General features: G+C 68.2%; 11 protein-coding genes and 1 pseudogene. 3 read left to right on the forward strand and 9 right to left on the reverse strand.

Annotation, left to right across the window (positions count from 1 at the left end; genetic code table 11):
* Positions 1 to 142, reverse strand: a pseudogene (phzA, locus tag HMPREF2581_RS28170) (phenazine biosynthesis protein PhzA); the annotation flags it as partial.
* A 695-nt stretch (positions 143 to 837) separates the two neighbouring features.
* On the opposite strand from phzA, the gene phzM reads away from it, so the two are divergent.
* Positions 838 to 1,842, forward strand: coding sequence for a phenazine-1-carboxylate N-methyltransferase PhzM (gene phzM / locus HMPREF2581_RS28175; protein WP_003093617.1), 1,005 nt, complete (start codon positions 838 to 840; stop codon positions 1,840 to 1,842).
* Positions 1,843 to 1,852: 10 nt separating this feature from the next.
* Here phzM and opmD read toward each other — a convergent pair whose 3' ends face one another.
* The 6 genes from opmD to nmoR all read right to left on the reverse strand — a co-directional run bounded on the left by opmD (position 1,853) and on the right by nmoR (position 10,732).
* Positions 1,853 to 3,316, reverse strand: a complete 1,464-nt coding sequence (opmD, locus tag HMPREF2581_RS28180) for a multidrug efflux transporter outer membrane subunit OpmD (RefSeq protein ID WP_003137498.1) — start codon at positions 3,314 to 3,316, stop codon at positions 1,853 to 1,855.
* Complete coding sequence (gene mexI, locus HMPREF2581_RS28185) at positions 3,313 to 6,402, reverse strand: multidrug efflux RND transporter permease MexI (protein ID WP_003093610.1); 3,090 nt, start codon at positions 6,400 to 6,402, stop codon at positions 3,313 to 3,315. The genes opmD and mexI overlap by 4 nt, the downstream gene beginning before the upstream one ends.
* 12 nt (positions 6,403 to 6,414) lie before the next feature.
* Positions 6,415 to 7,527 (reverse strand): multidrug efflux RND transporter periplasmic adaptor MexH, encoded by a 1,113-nt coding sequence (mexH, locus tag HMPREF2581_RS28190; RefSeq protein ID WP_003137499.1) that lies wholly within the window; start codon positions 7,525 to 7,527, stop codon positions 6,415 to 6,417.
* Positions 7,528 to 7,534: 7 nt separating this feature from the next.
* Positions 7,535 to 7,981 carry a multidrug efflux RND transporter inhibitory subunit MexG gene (gene mexG, locus HMPREF2581_RS28195; RefSeq protein ID WP_003093607.1) on the reverse strand — a complete coding sequence of 149 codons (447 nt, stop codon included), beginning with the start codon at positions 7,979 to 7,981 and terminating at the stop codon, positions 7,535 to 7,537.
* A gap of 650 nt (positions 7,982 to 8,631) precedes the next feature.
* Positions 8,632 to 9,798 carry a gluconolactonase PpgL gene (gene ppgL, locus HMPREF2581_RS28200; RefSeq protein ID WP_003093604.1) on the reverse strand — a complete coding sequence of 389 codons (1,167 nt, stop codon included), beginning with the start codon at positions 9,796 to 9,798 and terminating at the stop codon, positions 8,632 to 8,634.
* 79 nt (positions 9,799 to 9,877) lie between these two features.
* The gene (gene nmoR / locus HMPREF2581_RS28205) at positions 9,878 to 10,732 is read right to left on the reverse strand and encodes a LysR family transcriptional regulator NmoR (protein ID WP_003137500.1); all 855 of its coding nucleotides are present in this window, start codon (positions 10,730 to 10,732) and stop codon (positions 9,878 to 9,880) included.
* Positions 10,733 to 10,839: 107 nt separating this feature from the next.
* On the opposite strand from nmoR, the gene nmoA reads away from it, so the two are divergent.
* Positions 10,840 to 11,895: a nitronate monooxygenase gene (gene nmoA, locus HMPREF2581_RS28210; protein ID WP_003137501.1), complete on the forward strand. Its 1,056-nt coding sequence runs from the start codon at positions 10,840 to 10,842 to the stop codon at positions 11,893 to 11,895.
* A 95-nt stretch (positions 11,896 to 11,990) separates the two neighbouring features.
* Positions 11,991 to 13,031 carry a D-alanine--D-alanine ligase gene (locus HMPREF2581_RS28215; RefSeq protein WP_003093601.1) on the forward strand — a complete coding sequence of 347 codons (1,041 nt, stop codon included), beginning with the start codon at positions 11,991 to 11,993 and terminating at the stop codon, positions 13,029 to 13,031.
* Between the two features lie 39 nt (positions 13,032 to 13,070).
* Here HMPREF2581_RS28215 and HMPREF2581_RS28220 read toward each other — a convergent pair whose 3' ends face one another.
* Together HMPREF2581_RS28220 and HMPREF2581_RS33685 are read right to left on the reverse strand one after the other, a co-directional pair.
* Positions 13,071 to 13,937: an MBL fold metallo-hydrolase gene (locus tag HMPREF2581_RS28220; RefSeq protein ID WP_003093600.1), complete on the reverse strand. Its 867-nt coding sequence runs from the start codon at positions 13,935 to 13,937 to the stop codon at positions 13,071 to 13,073.
* A gap of 207 nt (positions 13,938 to 14,144) precedes the next feature.
* Positions 14,145 to 14,888, reverse strand: a 744-nt coding sequence (locus HMPREF2581_RS33685) for an acyl-CoA dehydrogenase C-terminal domain-containing protein (RefSeq protein ID WP_256565216.1), incomplete at its 5' end; no start/stop codon positions are given.

Here is a 14,888-nt window from a genome sequence, read left to right on the forward strand (position 1 = left end):
CGCAGCCGTCCTCGACGAACAGGCTGTGCCGCTGTAACCGTTCGGCCCCCTTCATGGCCATGTAGCGCTCCACCGTGGCGCGATTCAGGCGCCGCAGACGCTCGATGTCGAGGGGTGTTTCCCTGTACCGCTGACCGTTCATGCGCCGCCTCCGAGAGGGCTCTCCAGGTATGCCGGAGAAACTTTTCCCTCGCGGCATCGGTTATTCGCTGGCGCGCAGGAGTTCGTCGCTCGGTAAGGGAGCGATATTCGCTGGGCGCATTGTTCATACGTAGGATGAAATTTCGCGTTACATATGTTCGCCTGTCGTTTCCAATTTTCGAAAGGCAATAGGAGTTTCATCCCGGGTTTCTTTTGGAAACCTGTCGGTAATGGATTCGCAATGCTTTCGTTAAGGTGCGACAGACGAGGTCGCGAAGACTTTCAGCGTCATTCCGTGAAGTGTTTCAAATAGCCAGCATCCCTGGTCGCTGATGTGGATTGCATAAAACACAGAACGCTCGTACCGGCTCAACTACAAGATCTGGTAGGTGCCAGACAGGGTATGCGGGATTGCTAAGCTGATGCTTCCTGCAATGCCGGAGGTTGTAGCCAAGTTGTAATTTTATTCTTTCGGTACGCAGGAAAAGGCTCTGGAACAGGCAGTTGGAAAGTTCCAGGGTTGTTTCCGCAACGAGATCCAGGGAGCGCTGATCCGGGGGATGAGCGCATTTTTCTCAAAGTTCCGAATGAACCGGGGTGTTCTGCGGTATTTCTCGCCGAACGGGCAAGAAGTGCGAAATAGAGCGCTTGGGTACTTCTCGGGTTACGGAAATGTGTAACGAGAGAGAATAAAAGATGAATAATTCGAATCTTGCTGCTGCGCGTAATTTGATACAAGTTGTTACCGGGGAATGGAAGTCCCGTTGCGTCTACGTCGCTACGCGCCTCGGGCTGGCCGATCTGATCGAGAGCGGGATCGACAGCGACGAGACGCTGGCCGCCGCGGTCGGTTCCGATGCCGAGCGCATCCATCGACTGATGCGCCTGCTGGTGGCCTTCGAGATCTTCCAGGGCGATACCCGCGACGGCTACGCTAATACCCCCACCAGCCACCTGCTGAGGGATGTCGAGGGCTCCTTCCGCGACATGGTGCTGTTCTACGGCGAGGAGTTCCACGCCGCCTGGACGCCCGCCTGCGAGGCGCTGCTCAGCGGTACCCCAGGCTTCGAACTGGCGTTCGGCGAAGACTTCTACAGCTACCTGAAGCGCTGCCCGGATGCCGGCCGGCGCTTCCTGCTGGCGATGAAGGCGAGCAACCTGGCCTTCCACGAGATCCCCAGGCTCCTGGATTTCCGCGGGCGTAGCTTCGTCGACGTCGGTGGCGGTTCCGGCGAATTGACCAAGGCCATCCTGCAGGCCGAGCCCAGCGCCCGGGGCGTGATGCTCGATCGCGAGGGTTCCCTCGGCGTGGCCCGCGACAACCTCTCCAGCCTGTTGGCAGGGGAGCGCGTCAGCCTGGTGGGCGGCGACATGCTGCAAGAGGTGCCGTCCAACGGCGATATCTACCTGCTGTCGCGGATCATCGGCGATCTGGACGAAGCCGCCAGCCTGAGGTTGCTCGGCAATTGCCGCGAGGCGATGGCCGGCGACGGCCGGGTGGTGGTGATCGAGCGGACCATCTCGGCCAGCGAGCCGTCGCCGATGTCGGTGCTCTGGGACGTGCACCTGTTCATGGCCTGCGCTGGCCGCCACCGCACCACCGAGGAGGTGGTCGACCTGCTCGGGCGCGGCGGCTTCGCGGTGGAGCGGATCGTCGACCTGCCGATGGAAACCCGCATGATCGTCGCTGCCAGGGCCTGAACCGGAACTCTCAACGGCTGGCCCCGGCGGTTTCGCCGGCGGCCAGTTGGCCGGCGCCCGGCGCCAGGTCGCCGCTGCCCCAGCCGAGCGCCTTGTAGAGGGCGATGACGTTGACGAACGAGGCGGTCTCCGCCTGCGCCAGTTCCTCGCGGATCTGGTACAGCGCGCGCTGGTTCTCCAGCACCGCCAGGTAGCTGCCGGCGCCGGCGCGGTAGCGTTCGTTGGCGATCTCCAGGGCGTTCGCGCCATGGGTCGCGGACTGGAACAGGGCGACCAGCCGACGCTGGTGTTCGGCCAGTTGGTTGAGCGCGTTGCCGACGTCCTCCTGGGCCAGCAGCAGGGAGCGCTGGTAGCGCGCCAGCGCGGCGTCGGACTGCGCCTCGACGGCGCGCAGGCGGGCCCGCACGTTGCCCAGGCGGAACGCCGGCCAACTGACGCTGGGCGCCAGTTCGAAGGCGCGCGAGGCGCTGCCGAGGTCGCCGCTGCGCAGGGCGAAGAAACCGATGAAGCCGCCCAGGTCGAGGCGCGGATAGAGTTCGGCGGTGGCCGCGCCGACGTCTTCGGTGCTCGCTGCCAGTTGCCGCTCGGCGCTAACTACGTCGGGGCGCTGGAGGATCAGGCGGTCGACGTCGCCCAGCGGCAGGTTCTTCGCCAATGGCGCGGCGCCGCCACCGTCGAGGATCGGCGCGCCGCTGCCCGGTGCCTCGCCGCGCAGCACGTCGAGGCGATAGCGGGCGCTCTCCAGCGCGGTCGTCAGTGGCGGAATCGCCGCTTCGCTGCGCAGCAGGTTGGCCTGGGCGTTCTCCACGTCCTCCGGCAGGCCGCTGCCCAGTTGCAGGCTGCTGCGGGTCAGCTCCAGGGTGTCGCGCCAACTGCGCACCTGGGCGCGCGCCACGTCCAGCCGGCGCTGGTAGCCCTGGATCTCGAAGTAGGCGCGGGCGGTGTCGGCGGCGATGCTCAGGCGTACCAGCCGGAGGTCGGCGTCGGCCGCTTCGGCGCGGGCCAGGGCGGCGTCGGAAAGTCGGCCGAGGCGGCCGAACAGGTCGATTTCCCACTGCGCGTCGAAGCCGGCGCGGTAGCTCTCCGCCAGGCGCCGGCGCGGCTCGCCGTCGTAGTCCAGCTGTTGTTCGATGCTGCGGCTGTAGCCGGCCTGGCTGGTGACCTGCGGCAACTGGTCGAGCCAGCGGTCGTCGAACAGCGCGCGGGCGCTGCGCAGGTTGGCGCGGGCCTCGCGGATGTCGTGGTTGCGCGCCAGCGCCTGGTCGACCAGGCGCACCAGTTGCGGATCGTCGAAGAAGCTCCACCAGGGCGCTTCCCGCCGCTCGCCGGAGAACTCGTCGAGGTGCTCGCTGGCGACGCGTGGCGGCGGCGACTGCGGACGCTGGTAGTCGGGGCCGACGCTGCAGGCGGCCAGGCCGGTGCCGACCGCCAGGGCCAGCGCCAGGCGCGAAAGGTTCGGGTAGGAGCGCTTCATGCCTTGTTCACCAGCAGATCGGCCTCGGCCAGTTGCCGGCTGCGCGGGCTCTTGTCGACTTCCGCGTGGTTGCGCGCCAGCAGGGTATAGACGGTGGGCAGCACGAACAGGGTGAAGAGGGTGCCGACCAGCATCCCGGAGACGATCACCACGCCCAGGCCGAAGCGGCTGGCGGCGCCGGCGCCGCTGGCGAAGAGCAGCGGCACCAGGCCGAAGACCATTGCCGCGGTGGTCATCAGCACCGGCCGCAGGCGGATCTGTGCGGCGCGCAGGATCGCCGCGCGGCGGTCGAGGCGCTCGTGGAGTTGCAGTTCGTTGGCGAACTCGACCATGAGGATGCCGTGCTTGCTGATCAGGCCGATCAGGGTGACCAGGCCGATCTGCGTATAGATGTTCATCGTCGCGTAGCCCAGCGCCAGCGGCAGCAGCGCGCCGCAGATCGACAGCGGCACGGTGATCAGGATGATCAGCGGGTCGGCCAGGCTCTCGTACTGCGCGGCGAGCACCAGGTAGATCACCACCAGGGCGGCGAGGAAGGCGAACACCAGGGTGTTGCCTTCCTGGGTGTATTGCCGCGAGTCGGATTGCCAGTCGTGGCTGAAGCCGGCCGGCAGGCCGCGCGCCACGTCGTCGAGGAAGGCCACCGCCTGGCCCATGGAGACGCCGGGCGCGGGGATCGCCTGGAGGGTCGCGGCGTTCTGCTGGTCGAACTGGATCAGCTTGTTCGGTTCGACCTGAAGCTCCACCCGGACCACCGTCGACAGCGGCACCAGGTTGCCGTCCTGGGTGCGCACGAACTGTCGTGCCAGCGCTTGCGGAGTGAAACGCTGGTCGCGCAGGCTCTGCGGGATCACGTCGTAGGAGCGGCCTTCCATGCCGAAGCGGTTGACGTAGTTCTCGCCCACCAGCACCGCCAGCGACTCGCCGATGTCCTGCATGCGGATGCCCAGGCTGTTGGCCTTGGCGCGGTCGATGCGGACCTGGACCACCGGGTTGTTGTAGTCGAGGTCGCTGTCGACCACCACGAACAGCCCGCTCTGCCGGGCCTTCTGCTTGATCTCTTCCATGGTCCGGTAGAGCACCGGATAGTCCTGCGGGCTGCGCAGCACCATCTGCACCGGCAGGCCGCCGGTGGAGCCGGGCAGGGCGGCCAACTGGAAGGCGAAGATGCTGCTGCCCTCGACGTCGCCGACCTTGCCTTGCAGCTCGGACTGGATCGCCGAGGCGTCGCGCTCGCGTTTTTCCCAGGCCGCCAGGTTGATCCCGCCGAAGCTCGCCGCCGGGCCGTCGGTGCCGTTGATGATCCAGGTGCTCACGGTTTCCGGGATGCTGGTGTAGACCTGGTCGAGCTTGCGCGCGAACAGTTCGACGTAGTCGAGGTTGGCGTGCTGCGGCGCCTTGATCGCGGTGAGCACCGCGGCTTGGTCCTCGGTCGGCGCCAGTTCGCGCTTGGGCATCGAATACAGCAGCGGCAGGCTGATGCACACCAGCAAGGCCAGGCCGCCGGTCAGCCAGCGGTGGCCCAGGGAGAACTCCAGGACCTGCCCGTAGCGCCGCGTCAGGCCGCCGAAGAACCACTCGGCGGCGCGGCCCATGCGCCCCTCGTTCTGGTGCGCCTGGAGCAGCAGCGAACTCATCACCGGCGACAGGGTCAGCGCCACCACCCCGGACACGATCACCGCGCCCGCCAGGGTCAGGGCGAACTCGCGGAACAGTGCGCCGGTGAGGCCGCCCATCAGGCCGATGGGGGTGTACACGGCGGCCAGGGTGATGGTCATGGCGATCACCGGGCCGGCCACTTCGCGGGCGCCGATCAGCGCCGCCGCCACCGGCGACTTGCCTTCCTCGATGTGGCGGTGGACGTTCTCCACCACCACGATGGCGTCGTCCACCACCAGCCCGATGGCCAGCACCATCGCCAGCAGGGTCAGCAGGTTGACGCTGAAGCCGAAGGCCAGCATCAGCGCGGCGGCGCCGAGCATCGACAGGGGAATGGTCGCCACCGGGATCAGCACGCTGCGCAGCGAGCCGAGGCAGAGGTAGATCACCAGCACCACGATCAGCAGCGCTTCCACCAGGGTCCGCACCACCTCGTCGATGGAGGCCTGGATGAAGCGCGAAGTCTCGTAGGCGAGGTCGACGCGGACATCCGGCGGCAGGGTCTTCTGGATCTCCGGCAGCAGCTTGCGGATGCCGTCGACGATCACCAGCGGGTTGCCGGTGGGCGTCGGGAACAACCCCAGGTGCACCGCCGGGTCGCCGTCCATCAGTGCGCTGGTCTCGGTGGCCGCGGCGCCCAGTTCGACGGTACCGACGTCGCGCAGGCGCACCAGGCCGTTGCCATCGTTGCGGATGACCATCTCGCGGAAGTCGTCGACGTTGGTCAGGTCGGTGTTGACCCGCACGTTGGACAGCACGTACTGCCCCTTCACCATCCCCGGCGCCGCCTGGTAGTTGTTGCGGCGGATCGCCTCGGCCACGTCGGAGGCGGTCAGGCCGCGCCCGGCGAGGCGGTCGGCGTCGAGCCAGAGGCGCATGGCCAGGCGCTGGCCGCCAAAGGTCTGGACCTTGGCCACGCCGTCGATGGAAGAGAACATCGGCTCGACCACCCGCGACAGGTAGTCGGTCAACGCCGGGATCGGCAGGGTCTTGCTGGAAAAGCCGACGTAGGCCACCGCGGTGGTCTCGCCGGAAGAGCGTTCGATCACCGAGTCGTAGGCACGCTCGGGCAGCTTGTAGCGCACCGAGTTGACCTTGGCCATGGTCTCGGTCATCGCCTGGGTCGAATCGCGGTTGAGCAGCATGCGGATGGTCACCACGCTACGCCCCTGCACCGAGGTCGAGGAAAGGTAGTCGATGCCCTCCACCGACGACACCGCCTGGGCGATCGGCTGGGTGACGAAGCCTTGCATGAGATCGGCGGAGGCGCCGGGGTACTCGGTGGTGACGGTGATGGTCGAGCTTTCCAGCAGCGGGTACTGGCGGATCGGCAGCTTGCCCAGGGAGAACAGGCCGAGCAGCAGGATCAGCGTGCTGACCACCAGCGCCAGCACCGGCCGGCGGACGAACAGGTCGGTAAAGGTCATCGCGGGGTTCCTTCAGCGGCCTGCGACCGGCACGGGGGGCGCGGCGCTGCTCAGGGTGTCTTCCTTGACCGGTTCCACGGCCATCCCGTCGCTCAGGTTGATCTGCCCGGAAGTCACTACCCGGTCGCCCTCGGCGAGGCCCTGGAGGATTTCCACGCGACCGTCCCAGCGCTCGCCGATCCGCACCGAGACGCGCTTGGCGCTGAGCGGCCGGTCGCCGTCCTGGTGGGCGACGAACACGGTGTCGCCGTAGGCGGTGTAGGTGACTGCGGTTTCCGGCACGCTCAGCGACGGCGCGTCGGCTTTGCGCGAGACCCGGATGCTGGCGAACATGCCGGCGGCGAGCAGGCCTTCGGGGTTGTCCAGCAAGGCCTGGACCTGCACCGTGCGCGACTTGCCGATCAGCGGGTCGATGGCGCTGATGCGCGCCGGGAAGCTGCGCCCCGGATAGGCGTCGACCAGGACCTCGAGGGGCTGGCCGAGCTTCAGCTCGGGACTGGTGCTTTCGTCCAGGGAGAAATTGCTTTTCAGGGTCCGCGCATCCACCAGGCTGGCCACCGGCTCGGCGACGCCGAGGTACTGGCCGAGGTGCACGCGGCGGATGCCGAGCTGGCCGGAGAAGGGCGCGCTGATCGCCTTCTGGTCGATCAGCGCCTGGGTCTGGCGCACCGCGCCGAGCGCCATGTCGCGGGCGGCGACGGCGTTGTCCAGCTGTTCCTGCGAGGCGACGTTGCGCTCTACCAGCTTGCGCGCACGGGCATGGAGGATCTCGGCATTGCGCAACTGCGCCTTGAGACGGATCAGCTCGGCCTGTTCCACCGCGTCGTTGAGTTGCACCAGCAACTGCCCTTGCTGCACCTGCTGGCCCGATTCGAAGGCGATGCGGGTGATCCGTCCTGCCGCTTCGGCGGCCACCTGGACCTGGCGACCGGCCTCCAGCTCGCCGACGCCATCGAAGACGCGCGGTACCACCCGCCGCTCCACCGAGGCGAGGGCGACCTTTACCGGCGGGTAGCCGGCGAAACCGCCGGCGTCTTTCTTCGCCGAGCCGGTGGCGTAGACGGCGATGCCGATAACCGCCGCGCAGATGAGCGCGGCACTGGCGATCAGGACGGGTTTCTGCATGATCGCCTCAGGCCTTCTGGTAGGTGGCGGCCACGGAGACGTCCTGGCGCAGCCGCTGGCGTTGCGCGCTGGCGATGGCCGTGGCGATCAGGCCGCCGATCACCGCGATGTGTTCGAGGGCGAAGAACATCGCCAGCTTGGCTTCGACGCCGGTCTTGCTCCAGAAGGTGTGGACGATGAGGATGGTCAGCAGCAGGAACACCGCCAGCGCCCCGGCGCCGAGCCATAGCTTGCGGTCCAGCAGGACCAGCGCGGAGCCGGCCAGCAGGGTCACGGCGGTGGCGATGTTGAACAGCCAGGCCGGCTCCAGGCCGGCGGCGCGCATTTCCTCCAGGCTGGCCTGATAGTCGAACAGCTTCGCCAGTCCCGAGGCGACGAACATCAGGGCCAGGCAGATCCGGGCGGTCAGCCAGAGCCAGTTGCTTTCGAGCGAGTTATCGATGAAGCGCTGCATGGGTCGTTCCTTGTGCTGGTCGCCATCCGGCGCCGCGAAGCGGCCGTGGGGGCGGTTCGTGGTCCTGGGGAAACGGGGCGGTATGACCGCAGCGGGGACTATAAAACCTCAAGTTAAGTTGAGGTCAAGGGCGTCTGTGATTAGCGCTATAGGCCTTGCTGGGCGTGGGTTGCAGGTGGATTCGTTGGTGTCGCGGGACGGTGGGATGAGGGGCTGACGATTGGTCGCGGGGACTATTGGGGGAGGGCCTGGGTGTAGCTTGCGGGCAACCCGTCGCGACGGTTCCCCCTGGAGCGAGACGCCTTCGCGGCATCACTGTCGCTCGACCCGCTGCGCGACGATTCGACCTCCTGCCGGGGCGAGTTAGCTACCCCATCGTCTGGAGGGCAAGCATGGCAAACCTCTACGTGGCGGATCCTGGTTCCGTAGGGCTAATAACCGCTTGCGGTTATCCGCCGGTTCTCCGGGACAGCGGCGGATAACGCCCCTGGCGTTATTCGCCCTGCAGGACTTGCCATATGTGGGCGGAAGCTCCATGCCTGTGGGCCTTGGAGCCAGGGCGGGCTTCGGGTCTGGCTCCGTAGTGCGGATGACCGCTTAGCGCCGATCCGCCGGCCCAGCGGCGTATCGGCGGATGGCCGAGGGCAAGGTCACGGCACCGCCACGAAGCGCAGATCGCTCGGCGACCCCACCTCGACGCTTTGCAGCGTCTTGCCCACCTGGCCGCTCTGCGGATCGCGGGCGAACACCCGCAACTGGTCGCTATTCTGGTTGGCCACGAGGACGAAGCGCCCGCCGGGCGAGAAGGCGAATTCGCGCGGCTCGGTGCCTTCCACCGAGCGCCGTTCGACGAAACGCAACTGGCCGCTGGCCGGGTCGACGGCGAAGGTCACCAGTTGGTTGTCGTCGCCGCGATTGAGCACGCCGAGGAAGCGGCCGTCGGCGGACAGGTGCAGGGCGCCGGCGCCGACTTTGCCCTGGAAGCCGGCAGGCGCCAGGTCGTGGGTCTGCAACTGACGCAGGCGGCCATTGCCCTCATGGGCGAACACCATCACCTGGCCGCTCAGTTCCAGGGTCAGGTAGGCGAAACGCCCGTCGGCGCTGAAGATCAGATGGCGCGGGCCGCTGCCGGGCGGGGTCGGGACGAATGCCGGATCGGCCGCCTGCAGTGGACGTTCGGCCTGTTCCGGGGCGTAGCGGTAGACGAATACCTTGTCGGCGCCGAGGTCGGGGGCGAACAGGTACTGGCCGTCGGGCGAGGACACCACCGAGTGCACATGACCGGAAACCTGGCGCGGATGCACCTTGCTGGCCTGGTGCGACTCCACCTGCACCACCGGCGCCAGCGAGCCGTCCGCGCGCACCGGCAGTACCGCCACCGAACCTTCCGGCTGTACCGAGTAGTTGGCGACGAACAGGTAGCGACCGTCGTGGCTGAGGCTGCTGTAGGTCGGATGATCGCCGAGGGTCTGGACCTGGCTGATCTGTTGCAGGCGGCCGCTGATCGGATCGAAACGGTAGGACGTGGCGCGACCGACGGTATCGCCCTTGCCGCCCCGTCCGTTCTCGTTGACCACGAACAGAGTGCGTTGGTCCGGGGCGAAGGTCAGGTACGAGGGGTTGCTGGTATGGGCCACGCGCAGCGGGCCTTTCACCGAGCCGTCGGCGCCGTCGAAGCGGTAGACCTGGATGCCCTCGCTGGAGCCTTCGGTATAGGTCCCCACCAGCAGGTTGTAGAGGCTGGCGGCCTGGGCCTGGGGCGCCACGCCGGTGAGCGGCGCGAGGGCCAGCAGGCAGAGGGTGGGCAGTCTTCTCATGGGCAACTCCTTGGCTCGCTATTGTTCTGATGGCTCGGGGTTGGACCGGAGCCAGGCCGTTGGGTTCGCCCCTGGCCGCTCAGCCGCCGGCCTGGCCCAGCACGCCGCGCCAGCGTTCGAAGGCGGCGGTCGCGTAGCCTTCGCGCCAGACCAGCCAGGTGTCTACTTCGGCAAGGGGCAGGCTGCGCAGCGGCGGTGTGCCGAGCAGTTGCAGCACCGAGCGCGGCAGCACGCCGACACAGGCGCCGGCGGCGACGCAGGCGAGGATCGCATGGTAGGAGCCGACTTCCTGCACCGTCAGCGGCGTGCCCAGGCTGTCCTCGGCCAGTTGCCGGTAGGTGCAGCCACGGGCGAAGCCGGCCAGGGTGCGCAGGCGCACCTCGGCGACGTCGTGGACCGGCGGGTGTTCGGCCGGCAGGATCATCAGCAGTTCCTCGCGGAACAGCGGCTCGCCGCGCAGGCCGCTGCCATCGAGTTCGCCGGCCCAGCCCGGGCCGGCGGCCACCAGCGCGCAATCCAGGCGCCGCGCCCGCACCCCATCGAACAACGCGCGACTGGTGCCGGTGGAGACTTCCAGGGCGACCCGCGGACAGGCCTTGTGATAGCTCGCCAGCAGCGCCGGCAGGCGGCTGGCCGCGGTGCTTTCCATGCTGCCCAGGCGCAGGCGCCCGCCGGGCTCGGCGGGATGCATCGACTGGCGCGCCTCGTCGGCGAGAGCCAGCAACTGCTCGGCATAGGCGAGGAATTCGCTGCCGCGTTCGGTCAGGCTCATGCGCTTGCCGTCGCGCAGGAACAGTTCGACGCCCAGGTCCTCCTCGAGCTGGCGGATCCGCGTGGTGACGTTCGACTGCGCTCGCTGCAACTGCTGGGCGGCGCGGGTGACGCTGGCTTCGTGGGCGACCGCGCGGAAGATTTCGAGGGAGGAAAGGTCCATCGATTTATCTCTTTATGAGAATGATTTGTTAAAAATATTCTTTTATGAAGATATATTGGTCAAGCGTCGGCCGACGCGGTGTCGTCCGACCGGGAGAGGGAATCGCCATGACTGACCGCTTCACGCGCCTGCTCGGCATCCAGCAGCCGATCATCCAGGCACCCATGCTCGGCGTCTCCACGCCGGCGCTGGCCGCCGCCGTATCGAACGCCGGCGGGCTCGGTTCGATCGCCATCACCGGTAGCGCCGCCGAGAAAGGCCGGGCGCTGATCCGCGAGGTGCGCGGGCTGACCGACAAGCCATTCAACGTCAACCTGTTCTGCCACCGCCCGGGGCAGGCCGACCCGGCCCGCGAGCGCGCCTGGCTGGACTACCTGAAGCCGCTGTTCGCCGAGTTCGGCGCCGAGCCGCCGGCGCGCCTGAACAACATCTACCTGAGCTTCCTCGAAGACCCGACCCTGCTGCCGATGCTGCTGGAAGAGCGGCCGGCGGCGGTCAGCTTCCATTTCGGCGCGCCGCCCCGCGACCAGGTTCGCGCGTTGCAGGCGGCGGGCATCCGCGTACTGGTCAGTGCCACCACGCCGGAGGAAGCGGCTCTGGTGGAGGCCGCCGGCGCCGATGCGGTGGTCGCCCAGGGCATCGAGGCCGGTGGCCATCGCGGGGTGTTCGAGCCGGAGCGCGGCGACGCCGCCATCGGCACCCTGGCGCTGGTCCGCCTGCTGGCGGCGCGCGGTTCGCTACCGGTGGTCGCTGCCGGCGGGATCATGGACGGACGGGGCATCCGCGCCGCCCTGGAGCTGGGCGCGAGCGCCGTGCAGATGGGCACCGCCTTCGTCCTCTGTCCGGAGTCCTCGGCCAACGCCGCCTACCGCGAGGCGCTGAAGGGGCCGCGCGCGGCGCGCACCGCGCTGACCGTGACCATGTCCGGGCGCAGCGCCCGCGGCCTGCCCAACCGGATGTTCTTCGATGCCGCCGCGCCTGGAGTGCCGCCCTTGCCGGACTATCCGTTCGTCTACGACGCGACCAAAGCGTTGCAGACCGCCGCTCTGACTCGCGGCAACCATGATTTCGCCGCCCAGTGGGCCGGCCAGGGCGCGGCGCTGGCGCGGGAGCTGCCGGCCGCCGAACTGCTGCGCACGCTGGTCGAGGAACTGCGCGGCTGAGGGAGGCCGTTCGCTGCGCGCGACGATGACTGTCTCTGTTCAGTTACCCCTGTGTTGTGCTTTTCTGCCTCCAGCACTGGAACGACAGGTGGAACATGGGACAGGACAAGTTGAAGGTCGCCGTTCTCTTCGGCGGCAGCAGTGAGGAACGGGACGTCTCCATCGCCAGCGGCGCGCAGGTGATCCAGGCGTTGCGCAGCGCCGGCCACCAGGTGCTGGCGGTGGATACCGCCAGCGGCCTGCTCGGCGCGGAGGAAGAGCGCCGCCTGCTGGCGAGCAAGGTCAAGGAGGTCCCGCCGGACTCCGACTCGCTGGCGATCATCCGCAGCGGCAAGCAGAGCCTGCTGAGCGCCGGCGAACTGGCTGGGGTCGACGTGTTCTTCCTCGCCCTGCACGGCGGCACCGGCGAGGACGGCACCCTGCAGGCGCTGCTGGATGCCGGCGGTTTCGCCTATACCGGCAGCGGCCACCTGGCCAGCGCCATGGCGATGGACAAGGACGTGGCCAAGCGCCTGTTCCTCGCCGCCGGGGTGGAGACCGCCAGTTGGCTGATGGCGCCGGCCTCGGAAGAGGCGGTGCGCGAGCAACTGGGCTTCCCCCTGGTGGTCAAGCCGAACAGCCAGGGCTCCACCGTGGGGCTGTCCATCGTGCATTCCCAGGCCGAATTGCAGCCGGCTATCGAGCTGGCCGGGCGCTATGGCGACGAGGTGATGCTGGAGCGCTTCGTCGCCGGCCGCGAGGTCACCGTCGGGGTGCTCGACGACCAGGCGCTGCCGGTGGGCGAGATTCTCCTCGGCGGCCAGGAGGTCTTCGACTACGAGCACAAGTACCAGGCCGGCGCGGTGCGCGAGGTGTTTCCCGCCGACCTGCCGCCGGCGATCGCCGCCGAGGCCCAGCGTCTGGCGCTGAAGGTACACCGGGCGCTGAAGCTGAGCGGCTACAGCCGCACCGACTTCCGCCTCGACGAACAGGGCCGGCTCTGGTGCCTGGAGGTCAATACCCTGCCGGGCATGACCGCCACCAGCCTGCTGCCGCAGGCCGCGGCGGCGGCCGGGATCGGTTTCGCCGAACTCTGCGAGCGGATCTGCCGGCTCGGCATCGAGCGCTGCAAGGGCGCGCGCAAGGCGCGTTCCTGATTCCCGCGGCCCGCCGCCGGGGCGGGCCGCGCCTTTCGCTCAGGCCTCGAGGTTCTCGACCCGCTCGAGGGTGTCGTAGAGGCTGTAGCGCTCCTGTTCGTCGCGTCGCACCCGGCCCATGGCGACGCACGGATCATGGGTGAAGACCAGTCGGCCGTTGCGGGCGATGAGGCTGTCCAGCAGGCGTTCCTTTTCCTCGATCAGGCCTTCCGGGAAGCGGTCGTAGCCCATGGTCAGCGGCAGGTGTACCCAGGGTGCGCCGGGGATCAGGTCGCCGCTGAATACCACCGGGCCGTCGGGCATGGCGATCTCCGGGAGCATCTGGCCCGGGGTATGGCCTTCGCTGAAATGGAAACGCCAGCCCTCGCCCAGATGCGCCGAGCGCTCGCCGTCGTCGAGCAGCTCCAGGCGTCCGCTGGCCTGCAGCAGGTCGAGCAGTTCCGGCACGAACGAGGCGCGGTCGCGCGGGTGCGGCTGGCGCGCGCGCTGCCAGTGGCGGCGGCCGCTGACGAAATGCGCGTTGGGGAACAGCAGGCGCGCCGGCTGGCCTTCTTCCCAGGCGGCGAGCAGGCCGCCGGCGTGGTCGAAGTGCAGGTGGGTGAGCAGCACCACGTCGATGTCGGCGTCGTCCAGGCCGACCGCGGCGAGGCTGTCGAGCAGTACGTGGCGCTCTTCCTGGACGCCGTAGCGCTGGCGCAGGGCGGGCGGGAAGAACGCGCCGATGCCGGTCTCCACCAGTACGTTGCGCTCGCCGTCGCGCACCAGCAAGGCACGGCAGCCGAGGTCGATGCGGTTCTCCGCATCGGGCTGCATCCAGCGTGACCAGAGCGCGCGCGGGGCATTGCCGAACATGGCGCCGCCGTCGAGTTTCTGGCTGTTGCCGAGGAGGGTGGTGAGGGTTCGCATGGATATGTCCTTGTTCTTGGTCTAGCGAATTACCGGCGGTTGCGTCGTTTTTCAAGAATGCCTGGCCGGCTTCCCGGGCGTCGGAGGGCGAATAACCGCTTCGCGGTTATCCGCCGTTATCGCGGGCTGTCGGCGGACAGCGCGCTGCATGCTGTCCCGAAAAAAACACGCGGCCCACGGGCCGCGCGACAACGCTCGACGGAAGCTTCAGAACTGTTCCGCCTCCAGGCCGTACAGGCTTTCGCTGCCGGCTTCGACGGCGGCGGCGAGGGAGTGCACGCGGGGCAGGATGCGGGCGAAGTAGAAGCGCGCGGTGGCCAGCTTGCCGTCGTGGAACGCCGGGTCGGCCTCGCGCTGGCGCAGCGCGGCGGCGGCCATGCGCGCCCAGAGGTAGGCGTAGGCGGTATAGCCGAACAGATGCAGGTATTCCACCGAGGCTGCGCCGATCTCGCGCGGGTCGTTGCCGGCGCGGGCGACGATGCCCTGGGTGAGGTTGTCCAGCAGGTCCAGGGCGGTCAGCAGCGGGGTGACGAACTCCGCCAGTTCGGCGTTGGCGCCGGCGGCGAAGGCTCGCACCTCGCGGCTGAAGATGGAGAGGAACAGCCCGCCGTTGGCGACCACCTTGCGGCCCATCAGGTCGAGCGCCTGGATGCCGTTGGTGCCTTCGTAGATCTGCGCGATGCGTACGTCGCGCACCAGTTGCTCCTGGCCCCATTCGCGGATGTAGCCGTGGCCGCCGAACACCTGCTGGCCGAGCACGCAGCTCTCCAGGCCGGTATCGGTGAAGAAGGCCTTGGCCACCGGGGTCAACAGGGCCACCAGGGCTTCGGCCTGGCTGCGTTCTTCCTGGTCCTCGGCGTACTTGGCCAGGTCGAGCTGCTGCCCGACATAGGTGGAAAAGGCGCGGCCGCCCTCGGTCAGCGCCTTCATGGTGAGCAGCATGCGGCGCAC

Origin of the sequence: Pseudomonas sp. HMSC057H01 (genome assembly GCF_001836405.1) — a bacterium.
Taxonomy (GTDB): domain Bacteria; phylum Pseudomonadota; class Gammaproteobacteria; order Pseudomonadales; family Pseudomonadaceae; genus Pseudomonas; species Pseudomonas aeruginosa.

What these genes read in the sequence shown, in the direction of transcription:
- phzM (WP_003093617.1), top strand. Translation starts at nt 838, where the DNA reads ATGAATAATTCGAATCTTGCTGCTGCGCGTAATTTGATACAAGTTGTT.
- opmD (WP_003137498.1), bottom strand. Translation starts at nt 3,316, where the DNA reads ATGAAGCGCTCCTACCCGAACCTTTCGCGCCTGGCGCTGGCCCTGGCG.
- mexI (WP_003093610.1), bottom strand. Translation starts at nt 6,402, where the DNA reads ATGACCTTTACCGACCTGTTCGTCCGCCGGCCGGTGCTGGCGCTGGTG.
- mexH (WP_003137499.1), bottom strand. Translation starts at nt 7,527, where the DNA reads ATGCAGAAACCCGTCCTGATCGCCAGTGCCGCGCTCATCTGCGCGGCG.
- mexG (WP_003093607.1), bottom strand. Translation starts at nt 7,981, where the DNA reads ATGCAGCGCTTCATCGATAACTCGCTCGAAAGCAACTGGCTCTGGCTG.
- ppgL (WP_003093604.1), bottom strand. Translation starts at nt 9,798, where the DNA reads ATGAGAAGACTGCCCACCCTCTGCCTGCTGGCCCTCGCGCCGCTCACC.
- nmoR (WP_003137500.1), bottom strand. Translation starts at nt 10,732, where the DNA reads ATGGACCTTTCCTCCCTCGAAATCTTCCGCGCGGTCGCCCACGAAGCC.
- nmoA (WP_003137501.1), top strand. Translation starts at nt 10,840, where the DNA reads ATGACTGACCGCTTCACGCGCCTGCTCGGCATCCAGCAGCCGATCATC.
- HMPREF2581_RS28215 (WP_003093601.1), top strand. Translation starts at nt 11,991, where the DNA reads ATGGGACAGGACAAGTTGAAGGTCGCCGTTCTCTTCGGCGGCAGCAGT.
- HMPREF2581_RS28220 (WP_003093600.1), bottom strand. Translation starts at nt 13,937, where the DNA reads ATGCGAACCCTCACCACCCTCCTCGGCAACAGCCAGAAACTCGACGGC.